The sequence below is a fragment of the Aeromonas sp. S41-2 genome (genome assembly GCF_027705845.1).
Taxonomy (GTDB): domain Bacteria; phylum Pseudomonadota; class Gammaproteobacteria; order Enterobacterales; family Aeromonadaceae; genus Aeromonas; species Aeromonas hydrophila.
The window spans coordinates 1-23574 of the sequence record NZ_JAPDCG010000020.1 but is presented as its reverse complement, the minus strand read 5'-3'; the positions used below and the strand labels follow the sequence as shown (position 1 = coordinate 23574).

Sequence of the window (23574 nt, the reverse complement as noted above, 5' to 3'; positions counted from 1 at the left end):
AGCTGGCTCATCAGGTTGGCGTGTTCCGCCGTGCTGGTAGGGGCGCATTATAGGGAGCCGCGCCGCGATGACAAGGGCTTTTTCACCAAAAAAACTCGTTCGCTCAGATATGCAGCAAAGCGGTTCTATTTCGCTCGCATCACCACCATTTCGGGCTTTCATTGGATTTAAATTGAACATTTGAAAAGCCACTTTATAATTAGCTTTTCAAATGTTCAATTTAGGTTTCATTCATGCACCAGATCCTGGATAGCCGCAAAGAGGAGAAAATCGTTCCTCTGTTCCGCCTCGGGTTTCGGCCTTTCTTCCTGCTTGGCGCCTCGTTCTCGGCATTAGCGATGCTGGGCTGGCTCGGGCAGCTCAACGGCTGGTTCGTCCTGCCGGGGATTGGCAATCCCATCTGGTGGCATGCCCATGAGATGCTGTTTGGTTTCGGAGCCGCGATCGTCGCGGGCTTCCTGCTGACGGCAGTGCAAAACTGGACCGCTCACCCCGGGGTTAGAAGCTGGCCCCTGGTGCTGGTCGTCGTGCTGTGGGCATTGCCGAGGGCCCTGCTGCCCTGGCTGGGCGAACACAATACCCTGCTGATGGCGGCAGATCTGCTCTGGCTGCCTCTTTGCGCCTGGTATCTGGCCAAACCCATTGTGGTCACCAGGCAGTGGCGCAACCTCTTCTTTGTGCCTCTACTGGTCGTGCTGACACTGCTCAACGCCGCCAGCTGGCTGTGGCTGGCGCAGTGGGCTGATATGGAACATCTGCTCATTACCACTGTGCTCTTGTTTACAACCCTGATCGCCGTAATGGGAGGGCGAGTCATCCCCTTCTTTACCGCCAGAGCCACCGGGATGGAAAAAGCTGTCCCTATTCTCTGGCTGGAGCGGGCTGCCCTTGCCACGCTGTGGCTCACCCTGGTGAGCTGGCTGCTGCTGCCCACCCCATGGGTCACCAGCCTCTACCTGCTTCCTCTATATATAGTGGCGGCCGTTTTGCACTTGTGGCGCCAATTGCGTTGGCGGCTGCCTTCCACTCTTGGCCAACCCCTCTTGTGGTCACTGCACCTCGCCTACCTGTTTATTCCTCTCGGTCTGCTCGCCCTTGGTGCTCTGGCTGCCGGCCTGCCCATCAGCCTGTCGCTGGCCAGCCACCTGCTCAGTGCCGGCTGCATGGGCACCATGATCCTGGGGATGATAGCCCGGGTCTCTCTTGGTCATAGCGGCCGGGCCTTGCAGGTTGGGCGCAGGATCCAGTGCGCTTTCGCGCTGGTGATCATGGCGGCCCTGATCCGGGTGCTGATCCCGCTGCTTTGGCCGGCCTATACCCTGCACGGCTGGAACCTGAGCGGCCTGGCCTGGAGCCTGGCATATGGTCTATTTGTCTGGGTCTATGCTCCCATATTGACCGGCCCCCGGGCTGATGGGCGTCCAGGCTGACCCGGGGGTCAAGCTCTGCTGGCCGGATAGTGGATCAGATTGTGGAAGATGGCAGGGGCCACTCCCAGATTGCGATAGCCATGGGGGCGGTCGGCCGCAAAACGCACCGCCTCCCCCTGCGTCAATGAGCGCCACTCCCCTTCCACCAGCACTTCCATCAGGCCACTGATGACGATGACATGTTCGGTCACCCCGGGTTCATGGGGTTCTGATTCTCGCTGATAACCAGGCAACAAAGTCAGCTCAAACAGTTCGAATCCAAAGCGCCCCTCATAAGGGAAGAGAGGGGCGACCTGCATGCCCTCTCCCGCCGGCTGCTGGCGAATCGCATCTGCGGTGCGATAGAGCACTTCCCCCTGCTCTGCCGGGGTCGGCTCGATGAAGCTGGAGAAGGAGACCCGAAAGCCGGTGGCAATCTTCCACAGGGTGGCCACCGTCGGGCTCGACTCCCCCCGTTCAATCTGGCCCAGCATGGCCTTGCTCACTCCCGTCTCCCGCGCCGCTACATCCAGGCTCCAGCCCAGTTCGCTGCGCAAGTCCTTCAGACGTTGGGCCAGATGCTGATTCATCTCTTGCATGACTGCCTCTTTGTTGTACATGCTTGAATCGCCTTGTGCGCTATAGCGCACAGCGATATAGTCTGAAGCAATATTGTACGCAATAACGCACAAACCGTCACAACCCCACAAGGACGTCACCATGCCCTTTGCCCTTCCTCATCTGGTCGCCGGCTTCATCGCCGTGATGGTCGGCTATACCAGCTCGGTCATCCTGATCATTCAGGCAGCCACAGCAGCGGGGGCCGATGCTGCCCAGCTCGCATCCTGGCTATGGACGCTGGGTATCGGCATGGGTATCAGTTGCATCGGCCTCTCCCTCTATTATCGCATCCCTGTCTTGACCGCCTGGTCGACCCCGGGTGCCGCCCTGCTCATCACCAGCCTGGGTCACTTCACCCTGGCCGAAGCCATCGGCGCCTTCATTATCTCTTCTCTGCTGATCACCCTGTGCGGTATCAGCGGCTGGTTCGATCGGCTGATGCGCCATATCCCGGCCCAGCTCGCGGCGGCCATGCTGGCCGGGGTATTGCTCAAGTTCGGGCTGGATCTGTTCAAGGTCGCCCCGGCAGATCCCTTGCTGCTCGGCAGCCTGCTGCTGGCGTTCCTGCTCGGCCGTCATCTCTGGCCACGCTATACCATGGTGCTGGTACTGGCGACCGGCATTCTCATCTGCCTGCTGAGAGGCCAGCTGCAGCTTGACACCATCCACTGGCAACTGGCCGGCCCGGTCATGACCTGGCCAGAGTTTTCCCTTGGTGCCCTGTTCGGTATCGCTCTGCCACTGTTCATCGTCACCATGACCTCCCAGAATATGCCGGGCATTACCATTTTGCGGGCCCACGGCTATCAGCCCGCCACCTCATCCCTCATCACCTGGACCGGCCTCACCGGTCTGCTGCTGGCGCCCTTCGGCGGCTATGCCTTCAACCTGGCGGCCATCACTGCGGCCATCTGCATGGGGAAAGAGGTGGATCCGAACGCCAACCGGCGCTGGCCCGCGGCGGTGTGGGCCGGCGGCTTCTACCTGCTGACCGGCTGTTTCGGAGCTACGGTGGCGGCGCTGTTCACGGCCTTCCCGGCGACACTGGTGACCTGTGTCGCCGGGCTGGCGCTGCTCGGCACCATCGGCAGCAGCCTGCACACCGCATTGCAACACGACGATGCCCGTGAGGCCGCCCTGCTGACCTTCATCATCACCGCCTCCGGCATCAGCCTGCTCGGCATCGGTGCCGCCTGCTGGGGGCTGCTTGTCGGCATCATCCTGTATCAAGTCAACCAGCGGAGAAACTGACCTGACCATCTGGGGAGCCCCCCGTGAGACACCGCACATAATTCAGAAAAATTGGTTCACAGCTGAAACTAATTGCCATTAAGTGGTGTCGAGGCACTTCTTCTTCCCCGATGCGTGCCTCATGTCAGACTCATAAACTGGAGAATAATAATGAGGAATCAGGCTGTCATTTTGTTACTGGCACTGCTGGGCGCCACCACTGCCCACGCTGCCGACACCGATCGGGAGCTGGCTCGCCAGCTCGCGCTGCAGCAGAAAAACCTGCTGCCGTTGCTCAGCAATCAGGAGTACCAGAGCCCGCTGCCCAACCTGTTGCAAAAGGCCAGTCCGCGCCTGAAACGCCAGGCTCGGGATGCCAACCAGGCAGCCATCAGCCGACAAGGGCTGGACGGCGAGGTCAAGGAGCTGATGCAGCTGCGACTGGCCAACCCGGAACAGGCCGCCGCGCTGCAGCAGGGTGTCGAGCCGCTGGTCGCCTATGTACCGAGCGGAGATGAGAAGAGCTGGAGCGCCATCGAAGCCTTCGACAGCGCCGGCAACCCCGTCTATCTGGATGTGGACAAGGCACCGGCCCGTCCGGTCCTGGTCGTGGAGGCCGATCCCGTCAAGGCCAAGAACGCCGGCCTCAAGGTGATCCGCAAGGCGCTGGCTGCCGCCGACATGCAGGTGGCTCCCCGTGCGGCTGCCAGCACGGCACCACTCAAGACCAGCATCCTGAAGAAAATTCGGTTGAAGGATGATCAGGAGCCCTGGCTGCTGGGTGCGGCCGAGGTGTATGCGGTGGTCGCAGGGGTCAATCCCAGCCGGGATGAGCCCGTGGTCGACATCGTAGACATGCCCTATCTCGACTATGACAACACCGACTACACCCCCAACCAGATCCTGGTTTACTGGGATCGCTATCGCTGGGGTGCCGTCGACATCGTCATGATGGAGCAGGACGACAACGTCAACTACAAGGAGCTGAGCGGCCTGTTCATCGATGCCCTCAAGCTGGCCTTCACGGCTGGCGGCGTGCCCGAGGCACTGCCCTTACTCGATCTCGGCGGTCGCATCGTCAAAGCGCTGCCCGACTCCTGGATGACCAACAACGACGACTATCTGGATACCTTCTACACCCTGGAGCAGGACCAGAGCTATCACCAGTATCCAGGCGCAGCCGGCAATGCGGTGATCGATCTCGAACCCAAAGAGATCGCCCCCACCAGGCCCTGATTGGTCGCCATAACAAAAAAGCCAATGAGCGACTCATTGGCTTTTTTTGTGCCCGCGATCCGTTACGGCTGGCCTTTCGGCCTCACCCCCAGGGTGTGGCAGATGGCGTAAGTCAGCTCGGAGCGGTTCAGGGTATAGAAGTGGAAATCCTTCACCCCTTCCTGACTCAGCACCCGCACCTGATCGATGGCGATGCTGGCCCCCACCATGTTGCGGGTCATCTGATCGTCATCCAGCCCTTCGAAGCGCTGATGCATCCAGCGCGGGATCTTCACGTTGGTGAAGCCGGCAAACTTGGCCAGGGTCTGGTAGTTGGAAACCGGCAGGATCCCCGGCACGATTTCGGCATCGATGCCGATGGCGGCGCAGCGATCCCGAAAGCGCAGGTAGGTCTCAACGTCAAAGAAGAACTGGGTGATGGCGCGGTTGGCACCGGCATCAATCTTGCGTTTGAGGTTGAGCAGATCCGACTGCGCACTGCGCGCTTCCGGGTGCCCTTCCGGGTAAGCGGCCACCGAAATATCGAAGTCCGCTTCGGCCTTGAGCAGAGCCACCAGATCGGTGGCATACATCTCCGGCTTCTCCAGCCCCTGGGGCAGGTCCCCGCGCAGCGCCACGATATGGCGGATACCGCTGTTCCAGTAATCGCGGGCAATCGTGCGCAGCTCATCGCGGCTGGCGTCGATACAAGTCAGGTGCGGGGCGGCGATCAGACCGGTCCGCTCCTTGATGTCCTTGATCACCTTGTGCGTGCGATCCCGGGTGCCCGAGTTGGCGCCATAGGTCACCGACACAAACTTGGGCTCCAGCACTTTCAGGCGCTCGATGGATTGCCACAGGGTATTTTCCATCCCTTCGCTGTTGGGCGGAAAAAACTCGAAACTGACCGATATGTCGCCACTCAAATCTGCCAGACTCTGGTTGAGTGCCTCAACCTGACGTGCGCTGTGAAATCCCATCTGCTCTCTCCCTGCCCTGCAATCCATTTCTCTACGTCAAAACGGATGTTTGGACGTCTAAACGTCTTTCTATCTTTATGAGAAAATGGCACAAAGTCAACACTGTTTTACAGCGAGAGGAAGGCCGCCGATTTTTATTTGGCAATAAAGCCAAAGTAACGATTGGCACCCCATCCCAAAATCCGGCGAGTCGCGTTATGATGAACGCAGATCGTCCTGGACGTTCTGAATCTGCGTGTGATTGTTTGGCCGGAGGTTTCTCCGGCCCCTTTTCAACCTCTTCCTCTTCCTGCCGATAACCAATTGAACCATTCGCAGGAGCATCATCATGGACACCCACCCCGGCTTTGCCACCGACTTGCTGTTCGATCGCTATCAAGGCAACGTGGTCGACCATGAGCAGTTCTGGGCCGTGCGCACTCCCGATGCTCCCGATTACTACTTCGGCAACTATCTGCTGCTCCCCTTTCCCCCCAGCGATCACGACAAGGGCTGGCTCGAGGCCAGTTTCGACAAGCTGATCGGGCAGGATCCCCGAGTCAGACACCGCACCTTCCAGTGGCCTCTCGCGGCCGGCCAGAACAGCCGGGTAGCCGGCTTCGTGGCGGCGGGATACCAGTACATGGAGTGTGTGGTGCTGGCACTGGAGGCCGCAGACTGGCAACCACCAGCCGCGACGGTGGCTGCGCGCCCCTTTACCCCGGCCGACTGGGACGAGTGGCTGGCCTTTGAACTGGAGGAGCGGGATCCCGGCCACTCGGAGCAGAGCTACCTGCCCTATCTGCAGTCACGCCGCCAATTGTACGAGGCGATGATCGGGGACGGGCTGGGTCAGTGGTGGGGGATCTGGCAGCAGGAACAGCTGGTCGCCAGTTGCGGCCTCTTCTTCACCGATACTCTGGGCCGCTTCCAACTGGTGCGCACAAGGCAGGCATGGCGCAATCAGGGGTTGTGCCGTCAGCTGCTGAGCCAGGTTGCCAGGCACGGGCTGACGCGGGTCGACCGGCTCATCATAGTGGCCGACGAGCACTATCACGCCCAGCGCGTCTATCGCTCGCTCGGGTTCGCTCCGGTGGCCCGCATCGGCAGCCTCTGCCGCTGGCCTCATTCGGTGCAGTGACTTCACAGACTGACAGCAAAGAAAACGGGAGGCTGATGCCTCCCGTTGTTTATCTGCCGGCAGCTATTGCTGCGGTGTTTCCAGCTCGTTGGAGAGCGCCTGCTCCACCTCGGCCGACGGAGCCGGCAACGGCGCGGCCGCGGCAGATGCCGCTGCGGCAGGCGTTGCTGACGGCGCCGGGGTGGCAGGTGCCTCTGTCACCGCCGGCGTCGCGGCGGATGCAGCGGCAGGAGGCTCGGTGGTCGCAGCGGCGGCCGATGCTGCGGGCGCGGCGGCCGGGACATCACACTGGCAATCGGCCCCCTTCACCTTGTTGCCCTGATGAGGCGGATACCAGCCCTTCAGGCCCTGCTCCAGCCGATCGGCTGCCGCCTTGGGCTCCATCTTGCCAAGCAGCACGGCCTGACTCACTTCGGCCAGCTCGTCCCCCAGCTTGGGCGTACCACGGGAGAGGATCTGGGTGGCTACCCGGATGGTGGAGTCGCACTGATCCCGCCACTCCATCATCTCCTTCGCCGCCGGATTGGTGACTTCGAAGAAGTGGTTGGAGAGGGAGAAGAAGCCGGGCAGCGAGTTGGTATAGAGCTCGGCGAACTGGGGCGTGGTCAGCCACTGCAGGAAGGCCATGGCCGCCTCCTTGTTCTTGCTGGCCGGGTTCATGCCCATCCCGATGTCGGTGTGGTCGGTAAAGAAGCAGCCATCACCTTGCTTTGCCACGGGCGGGCGCATCACGCCAAAGTCCACCTTGCCGGTGAAGGGAGCGATCTCCCAGGAACCCGCCACGTAGAAGGCGGCCTTGCCCGAGGTAAACAGCTCGTTGGTCGCGGCATAGTCACGGCTCTCGCCACCTTCGCCGAGGTAGGGACGCCAGCGCGCCAGCTCCTCGAACACCTTGACGTAGGGCGGGTTGTCAAAGCGCTCCTGCCCCCCGATCAACGCCAGTCGACCATCCTCCCCCTTCCAGTAGTTGGGGCCTATGTTCTGGAAGCCGAGCTCGGAGGATACCCAGCTTTCCGAGCCGCTCATGGCGAGCGGCACATAGCGGCCATCGGCTTTCACCTTGTCGAGCGCCGCGAAGAAGGCATCCCGGGTTTGCGGCACGCTCAGCCCCAGCTCACTGAAAATCTTCTTGTTGTAGAAGAAGCCGTGAATCACCGAGGCCATCGGCACGCAGAAGGTCTGGGCGCCGGAGTCGGTCTGCCAGGGTGACTGGGCAAAACTTGGGAAGTTCTCCATCCCCGACATCTCGGTCAGCTCCGCCAGGTGGCCCGCCTTGAACAGAGCCAGAGAATCGTCGAACGGCCGGCAGGTGATGAGATCCCCCGCCTTGCCCTCTTTCAGACTGGCCCACAGGGTCGGCATGTAGTCGACGTTCTGCACCCCGTTGAACTTCACCTGGATGCCCGGGTGGGAGGCCTCGAAGGCAGGAATGATCTTCTGCTCCCACAATGCCTTGTCATCAATCCGCCAGCTCTCGATCACCAGCTCGCTGGCCATCAGCTGACCACACAACAGGAGACTCAGGGCCCCGATCCACTTGTTAGACATAAGCCCTCCTAAACCTTGAAATGTGCGATCAATTGCTGCTGCTTGGCGACCAGATCCGCCAGCACTTCACTGCTGCCAGCCGACTCCCGCGCTTCCCGTTCGGTCTCGTAGGCCACCTCGGCGATACCTGAGATATGGCGGGCCACCCCCTGGCTGACCGAGATCTGCTCCTGGGCGGCATGCGCCACCTGATCCGCCATCGCTTTGATGGCGCTCATCCGGTCGGCGATGGATTGCAGGGCCGCATCCATCTCCCGGGTCTGCTCGACACAGTTGTGGGTCTGCTCCTGACTGCGCCCCATCACCTCCACCACCAGCTTGCTCGAGCTCTGCAGGTTCTCGATCATCGCCTGGATCTCTTCGGTCGAGGTCTGGGTGCGGTTGGCCAGTGCCCGCACCTCGTCTGCCACCACGGCGAAGCCACGGCCGGCATCGCCGGCCCGTGCCGCCTCAATGGCGGCGTTCAGCGCCAGCAGGTTGGTCTGCTCGGCGATGCTGCGGATCACATCGAGGATGCTGCCGATGTTGTTGCTGAACTCACCCAGCTTGTAGGTGATGCCAACGGCCTCTTCCATGGCGCCTGCCAGCTGCTCCGTGATACGACGGGTGGTCGCCACCTTCTGGCGACCGCTGCGGGCTTCATCATCGGCCAGATCAACCTCCCGTTTGGTGCCATCGGTGGAACGGGCCACCTCGGTGGCACTCACCTCTAGCTCGGTGATGGCGGCAGCAACCTGATCAGTCTGGCTCTTCTGATCCTGAACCCGGGACACGGCTCTTTCGCTTATCTCGGCGGCACGGCTCGCCTCCTCCACCAGATGGCGGGAACCGGCATTGATCTGGGAGAGCAGCTCGCCGGTTTTGCCGGCCAGGGTATCGATGGAGCGGGAGAGCGCGCCGAATTCGCAGCTGCTGCGATAGTTGATGCGGCGGGTCATGTCCCCGGCCGCCATGTAGTCCAGCTCCTTGTTGATCATCTGCAGCGGACGCTGAATGCTGCGCGCCGTGGTATAGCCGATGATGAGGGCGGCGGCGGCCGAGATGGCGGCCACCACCAGGATCCAGAAGCTGGCGCTGCTGACCGCATCATCCGCCGTGGTGCGGCTCTGGCTGGCAATCGAGCCGGCCGACTGTCCCATCTCGTCGAGCAGGCCCAGGCTGTTGATCAGGCTGGCATCGAGTTGCTGATTGAGGGTCTGCAGCGAGGCAGCCAGCTGCTGGGCATTGCGCATGGTCGCCAGCAGCCCCTGCTGGCCAAGTGCCAGCTCCTGCATCCGGTCGAGGTTGGAGACGAAGCGCTGCTTCACGTCATCCGGCACCAGCACCCGATCGAGCCGCTTGCGGGCCATCTCGATGTCCTTGCTCAGCACCTTCTCCAGCTCATTGAGATCGGTCTTGGCATCGGCCCGGCGAATGTTCTTCAGATCGCGCGCGATGCCCGAGGTGATGAGTTCAGCCTTGTTGCGCATGGAGCGTTTGCTGGCGGTCTGCTGCAACAGCAGATCGGCAGCCCACTGGTAGGTGTCTTCCAGCCGGATAAAGGCAATCTCCAGCTTGTGGCGCTGATCCTGGGCATTGACCCACTGGCTGTGCTGGGAGAGCACCTGTTCAGCCAGGCCGTAGAACTGCTTGGTGGCGGTATCGACCTGCTGAAAACGAGAGCCGGCCTCAGCCACCCCGCTAAACTTGTCCATCTCCTGGCTCAGCTGACTGAAACGCGCCTGCTGCTCCTTGAACTGGCTGGCCAGCTGCGGCAGCTGGCTTGCATCCTCGTTGGTCCGGTAGACCAGCACCCAGCGGTTGCTGTCCTGCAGGGCGCCTTTCAGGCCGGCCACCGCAATCACCAACGGGGTTGCCCGGTCGGAGACCTGTGACAAGCCGTCGTTGATGCCCCTGATCTTCAGGGTGCTGATCACACCCAGCAGGATCAACAGCAGCAGCATCAACACAAATCCGGCGATGATCCGCTGCACAATAGATAAACCCATGGAGACATCCTCACTCGTGGGGGAAAGGTAACGTGAACATAGACACTATCGGCACAAGGGGCGAATTATAGAGGGGAGACCGAGGGTATTTTATTGATCTATATGGGGTTGGATCACAGTTGACGGGGGACGCTTTGCGCGTAAAAGGGCCCGGACTGTGCCGGGCCAAAGAGACATGCTAGCTGTAACGGCCCGTGGGGGGGCCAACCCTGTGTCCTATCAGAAGCGATAGCCGACACCAAACATGAAGGCCATGGGATCGATGGAGGTGTTGATGGTACCCACGGCGGTGTGCACGTCGGTATCGATATCCATGATCCAGGCGGAGGCGTTGACGAACCAACGATCATTGATCGCCATGTCCAGGCCGACCTGACCGGCCATGCCCCAAGAGGAGTCCACGCTCACGTCGGTGCCATCCAGCGCGCCGCGGCCCTGCTCATCGAAGAAGGTGGTGTAGTTGATACCGGCACCGATATAGGGGCGTACCTTGCTGTTGGCATCACCGAAGTAGTACTGCGCCATCAGGGTCGGCGGCAGGTGCTTGACCTTGGCCACTTCGCCCAGACCGGCGGTGGATACCGAGTGGGAGAAGGGTGTGGCTGCCAGCAGCTCGACACCCCAGTTGTCAGTGATCAGATAAGAGAGCGTCAGACCCAGCTGCATATTGCTGTCGATTTCCAGCTCGCCGGTACCCAGCACGTTGTCACTGCTCGTTTGCGGAGAAACAAAGGCCAGGCCGCCACGCACCAGAATATCACCAGCCTGGTGGGCCATGGCGACGGGAGAAGCGAGCGCGGCTGCGATCATCAGAGGAAGGATCTTTTTCATCACGTTTTCCTTTTAGTTTTCGTTTTATATGTTGCAAGCCTGAAAACTATAAAGGTATGTGAATGCAGAGTTATTGATTTAGCTCAAACGTTACCAAGAAATAGATAGATGTGTACAGCAGCTTAAGACTCTCGAAATGCGGCTGACAATTGGCGAAATAAACAATAAAAACATATTGATACGTCAATTCGAAATCAAACCACCCACATTAAAGAATAATTTAAATGCATCTTATTGGGGCTTTAAACGGCTAAAAACGGTTGTTTCACTCGCTCAACCAGAGTATTTTTGCGAGCCATGTAGCCGGGCTGTAAGAAATTCTTTATGAAACCACAAACCAGAAGGGACAAAATAGTAGCCATACTGGCGGCCATTTGGGGTATTGGCTCCTTCCTGTTTATTTTATTGGGATTCGTTCTCGGCATGGCGCTATTAATTCTAACCCACTAAGCCGACTGGCTGGTGTGAGACGCCTGACACAGCAGCCACTCCCCCGCCACAATCTGCTCCGGGTTCAAATCCCACTGCGCCGGCCCCAGTTCCCCGCTATATCCGCGCCAGCGATTTCTGCCCTCCTGCTTGGCCCGGTACAGCGCCATGTCCGCCAGTTTGAAGCTCAGGTTCCAGAACGAATCCTCCAGCTCCCGATGCAGGGGGTAATCGCAGAATCCCAGTGAAGCAGTCATCCAGAGCGGCAACTCTTCGCGCCCGAAGCGGCAGTCGGCAATCTTGCGGCGCAGACGCTCGACCCGCTGGGCAACCCGTGTCGGCTCATCACCAACCAGCAACAGCAAAAACTCCTCGCCACCCAGCCGGATCAGCGGCTCCTCCTCAGCGAGGGCCCCCCGCAGCAACTCCGCCAGCTGGCATAACAGCAGATCGCCGATGTCGTGGCCGAAGCGATCGTTGACCTGCTTGAAGTGATCCAGATCCAGGATCAGCAACACCCGGCCTGCCGCCAGATCATCGCGATTGAGCAACTATTCATCGAGGTAGCGCCGGTTGAAGGCGTGGGTCAACGGATCCGTATAGGCGGCCGTCTCCATCCGGGATGAATAAGCCTGCAAGGCGCTGTGGTGCAAGCTGATCCTGGCCGCCATCTCCCGGAACTTGCGACTGAGCAGCGCCATCTCCTGACTGCTGTTGATGATCGGCAACACGCTCACATCCTGCTTTTCGGCAAACTTGTGCAGCGCCCCCACCAACTCGCCGATCGGCCCGAGCACGATGGCGCGCAAGCGGGACAGAGCCATCAGAATGCAGGCGAAGCTTATCAGCAGCATGCCGATGAAGGTCCAGATCGCCCCCTCCATCGCCCCCCGCAGCACGTCACGCTCCTCTTCCACAATCAGGGTCAAGACGGGGGTACCGTCGTTGTCCAGCAGCAGCCCCTCCCCCCTGACACGCTGCAACCCCAGATCCACCAACCGGTAGCTCATGTATGGTTTGAACGGCTTGAAAGAGCCCTGGTGCTCGCCAGTTCTGGGCTGGACAATGGTCAAGGCGAGCGCGGTCCGCGCCGCCAGATCGTCCAGATAGCGTTCATCCAGCCAACGGGTCGCCAGCAGATAGCCATTGGGTTTGGCATCGCCGAGGGTATTGGTCACCGGTTGCAGCGAGAAGATGAGCGGCCCCCATAACGATCCTCTCACCCCGCTCAAACTGTGGATCCCCCCCTGCCGCGATTCACGCAGCAGTTGCAGCTTGAGGTCATCCAGAAAGAAGGGGAGCAGGGTGGTGTCCGTATCAGGCGCCTCCGGCAGCAGGGTGCGAGTCCAGATTTCAGAGCCCTGCAAATCCATATAACTCAGCACGTTGAGCTCAAAGTCCCGCATCGGGGTGTCGACCAGCAGATTGGAGTGGATATAGCCCTGATTGGGCCTGGCCAGGAAGTGGTAGCTCTCGTCCCAGATCCCCCAATCCCGGGTGAAAGCATTGATGGCATTGATGTCGCCCTGCACGGCCCTGACCACCCGTTGCAGATGATCCTGCATCCGCCGCTCCTCGACCCGCTGCGCCGCCGGCACCTGGGCCAGCGCGATCACGATGAGCAGCATCAGGATGGCGCCAGCCCAGACGGGGAACATGGAGTAGGCCAGCAAATGATCGATGGAGCGGGACGGTTGAGCCATGGGCGCCAATATCCTTTGAATGGCAATGCGAAACGGGAAGGGTCTTGCCCCAAGTATGGAGTATCGGCCCGTCTGGAGGTCACTGAATTACCACAATAAAAACAAGGGGCCCAGGGCCCCTTGTCACATTATTGAACGGATTATCACGCCAGCAGCGGCGCCAGGAAGCGGGCCGTATGGGAATCCTCGCAACGGCTCATCTGCTCCGGCGTCCCCGTCACCAGGATGCGACCACCGCCGGCGCCCCCCTCCGGCCCCAGATCGACGATCCAGTCGGCGGTTTTGATGACGTCCAGATTGTGCTCGATGATGACGATGGTGTTGCCACGATCCCGCAACTGGTGCAGCACCTTGAGCAGCTGCTGGATATCGTGGAAGTGCAGCCCGGTGGTCGGCTCATCCAGGATGTAGAGGGTCTGACCGGTATCCCGCTTGGAGAGCTCCCGCGCCAGCTTGACCCGCTGCGCCTCACCGCCAGACAAGGTAGTGGCCGACTGACCGAGGCGGATATAGGAGAGGCCCACATCCATCAGGGTCTGCAGCTTGCGCGCCACCGCCGGCACCGGATCGAAGAACTCGCGGGCATCTTCCACCGTCATCTCGAGGATTTCGTGGATGTTCTTGCCCTTGTACTTCACCTCCAGGGTCTCGCGGTTGTAGCGCTTGCCCTTGCAGACGTCGCACGGCACGTAGACATCCGGCAGGAAGTGCATCTCCACCTTGATGACGCCATCCCCCTGACATGCCTCGCAGCGTCCCCCTTTCACGTTGAAGGAGAAGCGACCCGGCTGGTAGCCACGGGAACGCGCCTCCTGGGTGCCGGAGAGCAGTTCGCGGATCGGGGTGAACAGGCCGGTATAGGTGGCCGGGTTGGAACGCGGGGTGCGGCCGATGGGGCTCTGGTCGATATCCACCACCTTGTCCAGGTGCTCCAGCCCTTCCACGCTGCGATAGGGCGCCGGGGTGGATTCGGTGGCCTTGTTGAGCTCGCGGTGAGCGATGCGGAACAGGGTGTCGTTGATCAGAGTCGACTTGCCGGAGCCGGAGACGCCGGTAACGCAGGTCATCACTCCGATCGGCAGATCCAGGTTGACGTTGCGCAGGTTGTTGCCGCTCGCCCCCTTGAGTTTCAGCCACTTGCCGGTGAGCGGAGTACGCTCGGCGGGAATGGCGATCTGCTTGCGACCGGAGAGGTAGTCACCGGTCAGCGACTCTGGATTATTGATGATCTCTTCCGGTGTGCCCTGGGCGACGATGGCACCGCCGTGCACCCCGGCCCCCGGGCCGATGTCGAGCACATGGTCGGCAAGGCGGATGGCGTCCTCGTCGTGCTCCACCACGATCACCGTGTTACCGAGATCGCGCAGATGGGTGAGGGTCTTGAGCAACCGCTCGTTGTCGCGCTGGTGCAGGCCGATGGAGGGCTCGTCCAGCACATACATCACCCCCACCAGACCGGCACCGATCTGGCTGGCCAGCCGGATCCGCTGGGCCTCGCCACCGGAAAGGGTCTCGGCGCTGCGCGACAGGCTCAGATAGTTGAGCCCCACGTTCACCAGGAAGCCGAGCCGCTCGACGATCTCTTTCAATATCTTCTCGGCAATCTGGGCGCGCTGACCGGTGAGGTTCAGCCCCTCGAAGAAGGCCAGCGCATCGCCGATGGACTGCTCGGCGATGGCCGGCAGGTTGCGGTTGTCGACGAATACGTGGCGCGCCTCCTCCCGCAGTCGGCTACCACCGCAGCTGGCACAGGATTTGTTGGCAATATATTTGGAGAGCTCTTCACGCACCGAGTTGGACTCGGTTTCCCGGTAGCGCCGCTCCATGTTGTGCAGGATCCCCTCGAACGGGTGCTTGCGCACCACCACGTCACCGCGATCGTTCATATAACGGAACTCGATCTCGGTGCGACCGGAGCCGCGCAGGATCACCTCTTGAGTCTTCGGCGGCAGATCCTCCCACGGCGTCTCCAGATCGAACTTGTAGTGCTCGGAGAGGGATTTGAGCATCTGGAAGTAGTAGAAGCTGCGCTTGTCCCAGCCGCGGATGGCACCGTTGGCCAGACTGATGGCCGGATCGCCGATCACCTTGGCCGGATCGAAATATTGTTGCACCCCGAGGCCGTCGCAGGTCGGGCAGGCACCGGCCGGGTTGTTGAAGGAGAAGATACGCGGCTCCAGCTCCGACATGGAGTAGCCGCACTCCGGGCAGGCGAAGTTAGCGGAGAAGGTCATGGGGGCAACCCCCTCTTCACCGTCCATCGGTACCACCAGTACGATGCCACCGGAGAGGGTCAGCGCCGTTTCGAACGACTCGGCCAGACGCAGGGCCAGGTCATCGCGCACCTTGAAGCGGTCCACCACCACCTCGATGGTGTGCTTCTTGTGCAGCTCCAGCGCGGGCGGGTCGGAGAGATCGCACACCTCGCCGTCGATGCGGGCACGGATGTAGCCCTGGGCCGCCAGATTCTCCAGCAGCTTGGTGTGCTCCCCCTTGCGATCGCGCACCACCGGGGCCAGCAGCATCAGCTTGCTCCCCTCCGGCTGGGCCAGCACCTGATCCACCATCTGGCTGATGGTCTGGGCGGCGAGCGGAATGGCGTGGGTCGGGCAGCGCGGCTCACCGACCCGGGCGAACAGCAAACGCAGGTAGTCATAGATTTCGGTGATGGTGCCGACGGTCGAGCGCGGGTTGTGGGAAGTGGACTTCTGCTCGATGGAAATAGCGGGCGAGAGCCCCTCGATATGGTCGACGTCCGGCTTCTCCATCAGGGAGAGGAACTGGCGGGCATAGGCGGAGAGCGACTCCACATAACGGCGCTGCCCCTCGGCATAGAGGGTATCGAACGCCAGGGAGGATTTGCCCGAACCGGAGAGGCCGGTGACCACGATCAGCTTGTCGCGGGGCAGGGTCAGATTGATGTTCTTGAGGTTGTGGGTGCGAGCACCCCGGACCACGATCTTTTCCATCTTGTTGCACGCTCGATACGGAAACCTGAGCGAGTCAGTATGGCATAGAGACTACTGGATGAATAGACAGGTTTTATCCATCATCCCCATCGATTTCAGAGATACTCCTTGGCCCAGCTCACCGCCTGCAGGCGGTTCTTCACGTTCAATTTCTTGAAGACATTGTAGAGGTGGGACTTGATGGTGTGCTCGCTCACGAACAGGCTGTCGGCGATCTCGGTATTGGAGGCCCCCGTCATCAGGTAGCGGATGATCTCCTGCTCGCGCACGGTCAGCAGCGTCTGGTTGCGCAGGTGGTGTTCCCCGCCCTTGCGGTAGTAGTTGACCAGATCGCACAGCAGATGGCGCGGGATCCAGTACTCCCCCTCCAGCACCTTGCGAATGCCGAGCACCAGCCGATCCAGCGGATCCTGACAGAAGAAGAGCCCGCTGGTATGGGGCCACATCAGCAGCAACTCCCGATCCGTACTGGTCGGGGCATTGAGCAGCACGGTATTGGCTTCCCCGAAGCGACTGGAGATCTCCCGTGGCCACCCCGTTTGCTGGCTCGACTTGAGGTAATCCAGATCCACCAGAAACAACGGATGCGGCTCGAGTTCATCCACTTGAGGCAGGGCTTCCAGTGCACTCACCAGCAGGATGGGCAGAGCCAGCTGTTCGGCCAGGTAGCTCTGAAAGCTGGTCGCCTGCGCATTGTCTTCGGTTACCAATACGATGGGATATGGGGTGATCATGAAGCGCTGGTCCTTGAACATTCCGGCCATGGTGTTTTTCGGCAGCAGAGAGTACCAAGCCCCCCGCAGGCTGCAGCATTAAAAAAGTATTAGACGCCGATGCGCCTCCTTTGAAACTCACCAATTTTCCAAGTAATACAAATAACTAGCCGAGCCCCCCCATTTGGGTGAAATACTGGCCCCTGGCCGGACAGGGGCTGTCACACCGGTCTTTGGCCCCCCTTCTCGCCTCGACCGTTCGATCATATGACTCCCCGTTGCTGTTCACTTGCTGGCCAAGGTCGGCCTCGTGTAAGTTAATCCTTCGTCCGGCGGACATGGGATGGAGCGTCAGGAAGATGTGCGCTCTTTCTCCCCAACTGTTACTATTGCGGGCAAAATCTGAAAACGGGGAGGTGGCCAACTGGCGCGCTGAACCGGACACAGTCATCACATGAGTGGCGGGGCCGCCCTGCAGCATCGCCTATCTCACAGAAAACAAACGATATGTTGAATTGGCCCGGGCATATGGCCCGGCCGGTATATAAAGGGTGGAAGAGAGATTATGGCCAGTCGAGGCATCAATAAAGTCATTCTGATCGGTAACCTGGGGCAAGACCCGGAAGTGCGCTACATGCCGAGCGGCGGTGCCGTGACCAATATCACCCTGGCCACCTCCGACACCTGGCGCGACAAGCAGACCGGTGAGCAGAAAGAGCGTACCGAGTGGCACCGCGTCGTCTTCATGGGCAAGCTGGCCGAAGTAGCTGGCGAGTACCTGAAGAAAGGCTCCCAAGTCTATGTTGAAGGCAAGCTGCAGACCCGCAAGTGGCAGGATCAAAGCGGCCAGGAGCGTTACACCACCGAAGTGCTGGTCGATGGCTTCAGCGGCGTGATGCAGATGCTGGGTGGCCGTCCGCAAGGCGGCGCCGGCCAGGGCATGGGTGGCCAGTCTCAGGGCAACTGGGGTCAGCAGCAGGGCATGCAGTCCCAGCAGCCGATGAACCAGGCGCGTCCTGCCCAGGCTCCGCAGCAGAACATGCAGCAACAGGGCGGCTACGCTCGTCCGGCCCAGCAGCCACAGTCTGCACCGCCGGTGTACAATGAGCCGCCGATGGACTTCGACGACGACATTCCGTTCTGAGATTGACCTTAGAACAAAATGTAAAGAATTGACGCATAGGCCCCTGTTAAAGCAGGGGTTTTTTGTTTCTAACGCCGGGAGAAAGTGTCTTGTATCAATTGGTGATGTTTAACATGTAGTGTACCTTGTAATTATGTAATGTTTATGGGTTGTGGGCGCATGGAAAAGAACTACAGAGTTACAACATTTGTCATGGATAGTGGCGAGCGCTACTGCATGGTGGTGGATCGTGCTACTGGCCTTCCCATGTATTACCCAACTTTGTTTTTAACAACCCAAATCCGCAATAGAGGCAATGCTTTCTCAACAACGCTAGCTGCTGCTAACAACCTAGTCTTGTTGTTACGCTTTGTAGATCGTCGAGGCATTAACCTTGAGCAGCGGTTTTTGAACAAAGACTTCTTTAAGCCACATGAGCTGGACGATCTGCGCGATTTTGCTCAGTGCAAGCAAGGAAAGAAGCCATTGATGGTGCCCTCTAAACCTTGGTTGGAAGATGCAACGATCAATACCGTTGATAACGGGACACAGCATTCTCGGCTGACAACCTTTGCCAACTACTTACGCTGGTATGCGATGCATATCTTAAAGACGCCAGAATTGGAAGTTGTTGAACAGATCAATGCCATGGCGGAGCAGACAAAGATGCGGCGACCGTCTAAAAAGGGCAGAAACAGTGATTTGCAAGACAGGTCATTGAGTGATGTTCAATTGGATGCACTATTTGAACTCATCCAGCCTGGATCAGAGTCAAACCCTTTCTCAATAGATGTCCAGCGTCGCAATCGACTGATGATCTTGCTTCTGTTTTATCTTGGTATTCGAGGTGGTGAATTGTTAAACATCAGAATACAGGATATCGATTTTAGCACGAACAGGATCCGTGTCGTGAGGCGAGCAGATGAACGAGCGGATTCGAGAACCAATGAGCCTAATGCTAAAACTAGAGAGCGGCTATTACCGTTGGCTGAATCCTTAGTTCAAGAACTGCATCGTTATATCACCCAAGATCGTCGTAATGTCCGAAATGCGAAGAAAAATGACTACCTGTTCGTGACTTACAAGCGTGGGCCAACTGTGGGAAACCCTATCTCCAAGGGGGGGTATCACAAAATATTTACCGTGGTCAGGGCCGTTTCGCCGCAATTGTATGCAGCAACAGGGCACTCGCTCCGTCACACATGGAATCGCAAGTTTTCAGAGCGAATGGATGCCATGGATGAGCAAGTCAGCGAGGAACGCCAAGAGCAAGTCCGCTCGTACTTAATGGGTTGGAGGGCGGGCTCAGGAACCGCAGCGACTTACAACAAGCGTTTCATTCAGCAAAAAGGGTTTGAGGCCGCTTTGGCATTACAAAAAGCTAACGGTACTCGCTTGCCTGAGGACTTGAAGAATGATGACGAATAGCATCTTACCAGCATTAGATCCCGAGCGAATCTCGGCAAGGGCGAACGGATACTATTTTATGCTGCATGATCAAAAATGGCGGCTAGATAAAAACACCTCTATTCCGGTTGGAGTGCTACATGGACTTCTGGAACCAGAGTCTCTGAAGGGGGCTCTTTATACACTGTCATTTTATGCAAGGAACATGTCTGCTGCTCACGTACATAGTAGTTTCTGGTGTTTCTTAGCAATGATTCGTGCAACTAAAGCTACTCGTATTGACGATGTCATGTTGATTGGATACAGGTCTTCTTTGGATGCGGCTCATGAATATCGGTTAGGTGTTGTTCGCACCTTCCTGCGACAGTGGCACAAGCTGGGTTATTCCGGTGTTAGCAAGAACGTGGTGTGTTTACTTGATGGATGGAGGCTAAAAGGGGTGCGTAAGGGGGATGCGGTTAAGCGATTGGATCCTCTAGAGGGGCCGTTGACGGATAATGAACTTCAAGCGTTCAACGAGGCGGTTGTACGAGCTTATGAAAAGAGCTTAATTACCATTGCTCAGTTGGCTATGGCTCTTAGCGTCAGTCATACGGGGCGTCGCTCAATCCAGATCTCGCAGCTGCGCGTGGTTGATATTCTCTGCGGAGAAAATGAAAAGGGTGAACCCTTCTATGTATTGAATGTGCCGCGAGCCAAGCAACGTAATAGCTTTTTTCGCGAACGCTTCAAGCCCTATGCGATGACTCTCGAACTATGGGCAGTCCTGAGTGCTCAGGCAAAGAATGCTGTTGCTCTGGTTGAGAATCGTCTCGGGATTGAATTGCAGGAAGCTGACCGGCAGCAGATCCCTCTGTTTCCTGATCTTGATGTGCTAGCGACCATCCAATCCCCTTATGAATTCCGCCAACTGATTGCCACTGACAAACTCCATATCGCCGCTTCAGTGATAACTAAAACATTCCACTTAATCGTAGAAGAATCAGATATCCGGTCAGAACGTACTGGTGATCTATTGAATATCAATGCTCGCCGTTTTCGTTATACCACGGGCACACGGGCTGCCCGTGAGGGTTTTGGCGAGTTGGTAATAGCGGAACTGCTTGACCATTCCGATACTCAAAACGCAGGTGTTTACGTCAAAAATATCCCCGAGCATGTGAAAAAGCTGGATGAGGCGATTGGGCTTCAATTGGCGCCATACGCTCAGGCATTTGTCGGGGTACTTGTCGATTCAGAGAGGGATGCTCAGCGAGGGAACGATCCTACCAGCCGTATTCGGACCGAGATGGGTCAGGGTGTTGGTACTTGTGGCGAACATGGCTTTTGTGGCGCGAATGTCCCGATTCCTTGCTACACTTGCATGCATTTTCAGCCATGGCTGGATGGCCCACATAAAGATGTCTATCAGGGCTTGCTTAATGAGCGTGAACGGGTGAAAGAGATAACTGGCGACATCCAGATTGCTGCTGTGCTTGATCGTAGCATCATCGCGGTGGCAGACGTGATCATGCGTTGTGCTTCTCGTCGTGAAGAGCTTAGCCAACAGGGATTAATTACCAATGGCTGAGACTTTCCAGTTCAAGCCAAAGGCTACGCTGACAGCAACAGATAATCTTGAAGCATTCATAGCCAAGTGCCGACATCAACTGACCGTATTTGGTTCTGACCTCAAGTGGGAAGATCCTGTTTGGCCAAACATAACTGTGTTTTCCAAGTTGGGCATCACTACTCGCAAACCTAAACCTCAAGAGGTACAAGACCCAGCGTTCATTGATTTCGCCAAAGCCTATTTCCGTTACCAGCAGGGGCATCGTCTCACGGGGACAAAGAATGAAAGTAAGGCGCTCCGAGCGGTTGAGGCTGCATTGCTTCAAGTAACTGGGAGCGCAAATATTGAGGGCCTGTCGATTTCCGTGCTTGATGAAGCCGCTGAATTAGCAAGGCAGCACTACTCAGATGGCTCAGCATATCAATGCGGTCGAGAGATTGAGCGGCTGGCTAAGTTTGTAGTCGAACACCAGCTTGTATCAAGTGCAGTGCACAATTGGGTCAATCCAATTAAGCGTGCTGACGACAAGAATAAAACAGGTAGAGAGGCGAAGAAAAATAGGGAAAAGAAACTTCCAAGTGATATTGCCCTCAATGCGTTGGCAGAAATTTTTGCCAACGACCCAATTCATGAGCGAGACATATTCACAACATCGGTATTTGCCATGCTGATGTCAGCACCGTCACGCATTTCGGAGGTGTTAGCACTGCCTGCGGATTGCGAGGTATTTGAAACGGATCGTGAAGGGATAGAACGCTACGGCTGGCGTTTTTTTGCGGGGAAAGGCTATGAAGGCGACATCAAATGGATTCCAACCGTGATGGTCGGCGTCGCTAAAACCGCCGTCGCCAGAGCTAAAATGCTATCTGAAAATGCCCGACAACTGGCCAAGGGGATAGAGAAACACCCGGATAAATTTTACCGCCATGCTAACTGCCCTGATGTCGCTGATGATGAGCTGTTGACTATGGAGCAGGCCTGTATGGCACTCGGCCTTGTCTGTGAATCCAGAAAGCAATGCCATACCTCTCTTTATAGTCGAGGGTTAGCCCCAAAAAATGGTGTGCATACGCTAAATAGCCTGTGGCAACACACTATGGCGCGTTTGCCAGAAGGCTTCCCGTGGTTTGATAAAGAGAGGGGGATTAGGTACAGCGACGCCTTGTTTGCACTGAATGCAAATCAGTTCCACGGATATCGGGGATGCCTTCCGGTTGAATTACATAAGCCAACCAATAACTTCTTCAACCATGATCTGGCTCCTCGTGAGGCTCTGGATGGAAAACATGCCAGTATCTTTGATCGCCATGGTTACCGTACTGAAAACGGAGAACGGGTCAAATTGACCTCGCATCAGGCTCGACACCTGCTCAACACCATTGCCCAGCGTGGTGGACTGTCAAACCTGGAAATTGCCAAGTGGTCAGGGCGGGCTGATGTGAAACAAAATCGAACCTACAACCACATGACCGAATACGAACTGGTTGGCATGGCCGAACGCCTAGACCCCACAAAAGCGCTATTTGGGCCTGTTGGCGAGGTGGCAAAGCATCTGCCCGTGACTATGCAGGAGTTCAATACATTAGAGCATGCCGCAGTCCATGTGACGGAGTATGGCTACTGTGTGCATGATTACACCATGAGTCCCTGCGAGAAGTTCCGAGATTGCGTCAATTGTACTGAGCAAGTTTGTATCAAAGGCGATGATACAGAAAAGTTGGATCGAATTAAGAAACGTCTGGAGAAGTCGGAGCGACTGTTTTTTCTCGCTGATGCGGCAGTTGAAAGCGGCGAGATGGGTGCTGATCGCTGGTATCAGTACCACAAGAAAACCGTCACCCGGCTTCGGGAGCTAGTAGCTATTTTAGAGAATCCAGACATTGAAAATGGTGCCCAGATTAAGCTCCGTGGCAATGATTTCAGCCAGCTTCGCCGTGTTGCTGAAAAAAAGTCTATTGAGGCCATTGAGAAAAAAGGCAAAGAAAGCGAAGAAGCTGTGATGTTAGATGATTTGAAAACCTTGTTAGGGGGAGGCCTTGGCTAAGCATCTAGACAATAGAGACATTCATGCCATCGTGAATCTAATTCGAGGATGGCAGGAACCAAAACTCTCCTGGTCGGCAATCTGTGAGGCGGCAGAGCCATTGGTCGGAAAGTTGCCGTCAAGACAGTCCCTTAATGCGCATGAGGCAATAGTGACTGCCTATCAAACAAAGAAAGAGGCGCTTAAAGGCCGTGGCCCCAAAAATCCGCGTCCAGCTAGTTTGAACATCGCAGCTGCAAGGATTGTGAATCTTGAAAGTGAAATCGAGGAGCTTAAAGAGGAGAACCGGAGATACAAACAGCAGTTTGTGATCTGGCAATACAATGCATACAAGCATGGGATGAAAGAACATCAACTCAATGCACCGTTGACAACTATTGACCGTGAGCGTTCTGACGGTGAGAGGCGATAACATAGTATGGTGACGGGGCGGCGATGAATAGCAACTAGCTGGAAAAAGACATACTGACTGATATCAATGGGGTGAACAAAAACTGAGCATGCGTGCGGTTGCCCATATTGAATTGTGATACTTTTCGAATGAAGGTGCTAAATAGCTGTTCCGAATAGTAGATCACCGGAGGAAGGGAACTCAGTCCAGTTTGTGCGATCTGGTTAGTCGCTAAACAAAACAAGCCACACCCAAAGGACTGAGTTGATGCCTATCCTACCACCTCTGCCACGACCACAAC

The 23574-nt window shown here is 57.6% G+C and carries 16 protein-coding genes and 1 pseudogene; 9 read left to right on the top strand and 8 right to left on the bottom strand.

All coding sequences use genetic code 11. The features are described 5' to 3' along the window. The first annotated feature begins 233 nt into the window (after positions 1-233). Positions 234-1430 carry an NnrS family protein gene (locus OKC44_RS21950; RefSeq protein ID WP_270815094.1) on the top strand — a complete coding sequence of 399 codons (1197 nt, stop codon included), beginning with the start codon at positions 234-236 and terminating at the stop codon, positions 1428-1430. Between the two features lie 8 nt (positions 1431-1438). Here the strand turns inward: OKC44_RS21950 and OKC44_RS21945 are convergent, their stop codons facing one another. Then, on the bottom strand, positions 1439-2008 hold the full coding sequence (locus tag OKC44_RS21945) for a helix-turn-helix domain-containing protein (RefSeq protein WP_270815093.1): 570 nt from the start codon (positions 2006-2008) through the stop codon (positions 1439-1441). 121 nt (positions 2009-2129) lie between these two features. Here OKC44_RS21945 and OKC44_RS21940 point away from each other — a divergent pair, with 121 nt between their 5' ends. Together OKC44_RS21940 and OKC44_RS21935 are read left to right on the top strand one after the other, a co-directional pair. Further along, positions 2130-3281: a benzoate/H(+) symporter BenE family transporter gene (locus tag OKC44_RS21940; protein WP_215783400.1), complete on the top strand. Its 1152-nt coding sequence runs from the start codon at positions 2130-2132 to the stop codon at positions 3279-3281. 150 nt (positions 3282-3431) lie between these two features. Then, entirely contained in the window at positions 3432-4496 is a 1065-nt protein-coding gene (locus tag OKC44_RS21935) for a DUF3103 family protein (RefSeq protein ID WP_270815089.1), read from the top strand. A gap of 62 nt (positions 4497-4558) precedes the next feature. On the opposite strand, the gene metF is transcribed toward OKC44_RS21935, so the two are convergent. Continuing rightward, positions 4559-5455 carry a methylenetetrahydrofolate reductase gene (gene metF, locus OKC44_RS21930; protein WP_005306036.1) on the bottom strand — a complete coding sequence of 299 codons (897 nt, stop codon included), beginning with the start codon at positions 5453-5455 and terminating at the stop codon, positions 4559-4561. A gap of 328 nt (positions 5456-5783) precedes the next feature. On the opposite strand from metF, the gene OKC44_RS21925 reads away from it, so the two are divergent. Continuing rightward, positions 5784-6575 carry a GNAT family N-acetyltransferase gene (locus OKC44_RS21925; protein WP_219282215.1) on the top strand — a complete coding sequence of 264 codons (792 nt, stop codon included), beginning with the start codon at positions 5784-5786 and terminating at the stop codon, positions 6573-6575. Positions 6576-6638: 63 nt separating this feature from the next. Here the strand turns inward: OKC44_RS21925 and OKC44_RS21920 are convergent, their stop codons facing one another. The 6 genes and pseudogenes from OKC44_RS21920 to OKC44_RS21890 all read right to left on the bottom strand — a co-directional run bounded on the left by OKC44_RS21920 (position 6639) and on the right by OKC44_RS21890 (position 16798). After that, positions 6639-8123, bottom strand: coding sequence for an ABC transporter substrate-binding protein (locus OKC44_RS21920; RefSeq protein ID WP_270815087.1), 1485 nt, complete (start codon positions 8121-8123; stop codon positions 6639-6641). An 8-nt stretch (positions 8124-8131) separates the two neighbouring features. Next, a complete protein-coding gene (locus OKC44_RS21915; RefSeq protein WP_029305191.1) occupies positions 8132-10111 on the bottom strand; it encodes a HAMP domain-containing methyl-accepting chemotaxis protein in 1980 nt (659 codons plus the stop codon). Between the two features lie 219 nt (positions 10112-10330). Continuing rightward, positions 10331-10942, bottom strand: a complete 612-nt coding sequence (locus OKC44_RS21910) for an OmpW family outer membrane protein (protein ID WP_011707635.1) — start codon at positions 10940-10942, stop codon at positions 10331-10333. Between the two features lie 446 nt (positions 10943-11388). Beyond that, positions 11389-13074, bottom strand: a pseudogene (locus tag OKC44_RS21900) (diguanylate cyclase). Positions 13075-13217: 143 nt separating this feature from the next. Further along, on the bottom strand, positions 13218-16043 hold the full coding sequence (uvrA, locus tag OKC44_RS21895) for an excinuclease ABC subunit UvrA (protein WP_101617713.1): 2826 nt from the start codon (positions 16041-16043) through the stop codon (positions 13218-13220). 95 nt (positions 16044-16138) lie between these two features. Next, positions 16139-16798, bottom strand: coding sequence for a LuxR C-terminal-related transcriptional regulator (locus OKC44_RS21890; protein WP_065475291.1), 660 nt, complete (start codon positions 16796-16798; stop codon positions 16139-16141). Between the two features lie 523 nt (positions 16799-17321). On the opposite strand from OKC44_RS21890, the gene OKC44_RS21885 reads away from it, so the two are divergent. The 5 genes from OKC44_RS21885 to OKC44_RS21865 all read left to right on the top strand — a co-directional run bounded on the left by OKC44_RS21885 (position 17322) and on the right by OKC44_RS21865 (position 23294). After that, on the top strand, positions 17322-17900 hold the full coding sequence (locus OKC44_RS21885) for a single-stranded DNA-binding protein (protein WP_011707639.1): 579 nt from the start codon (positions 17322-17324) through the stop codon (positions 17898-17900). 159 nt (positions 17901-18059) lie between these two features. After that, entirely contained in the window at positions 18060-19307 is a 1248-nt protein-coding gene (locus OKC44_RS21880) for a tyrosine-type recombinase/integrase (RefSeq protein WP_010635909.1), read from the top strand. After that, on the top strand, positions 19294-20856 hold the full coding sequence (locus OKC44_RS21875) for a site-specific integrase (RefSeq protein WP_042889248.1): 1563 nt from the start codon (positions 19294-19296) through the stop codon (positions 20854-20856). Before OKC44_RS21880 ends, OKC44_RS21875 begins: the two co-directional genes overlap by 14 nt. Continuing rightward, positions 20849-22882 carry an integrase gene (locus OKC44_RS21870; protein ID WP_010635907.1) on the top strand — a complete coding sequence of 678 codons (2034 nt, stop codon included), beginning with the start codon at positions 20849-20851 and terminating at the stop codon, positions 22880-22882. Before OKC44_RS21875 ends, OKC44_RS21870 begins: the two co-directional genes overlap by 8 nt. Positions 22883-23033: 151 nt before the next feature. Beyond that, positions 23034-23294 carry a hypothetical protein gene (locus OKC44_RS21865; protein WP_081250417.1) on the top strand — a complete coding sequence of 87 codons (261 nt, stop codon included), beginning with the start codon at positions 23034-23036 and terminating at the stop codon, positions 23292-23294. Positions 23295-23574: the final 280 nt, after the last annotated feature.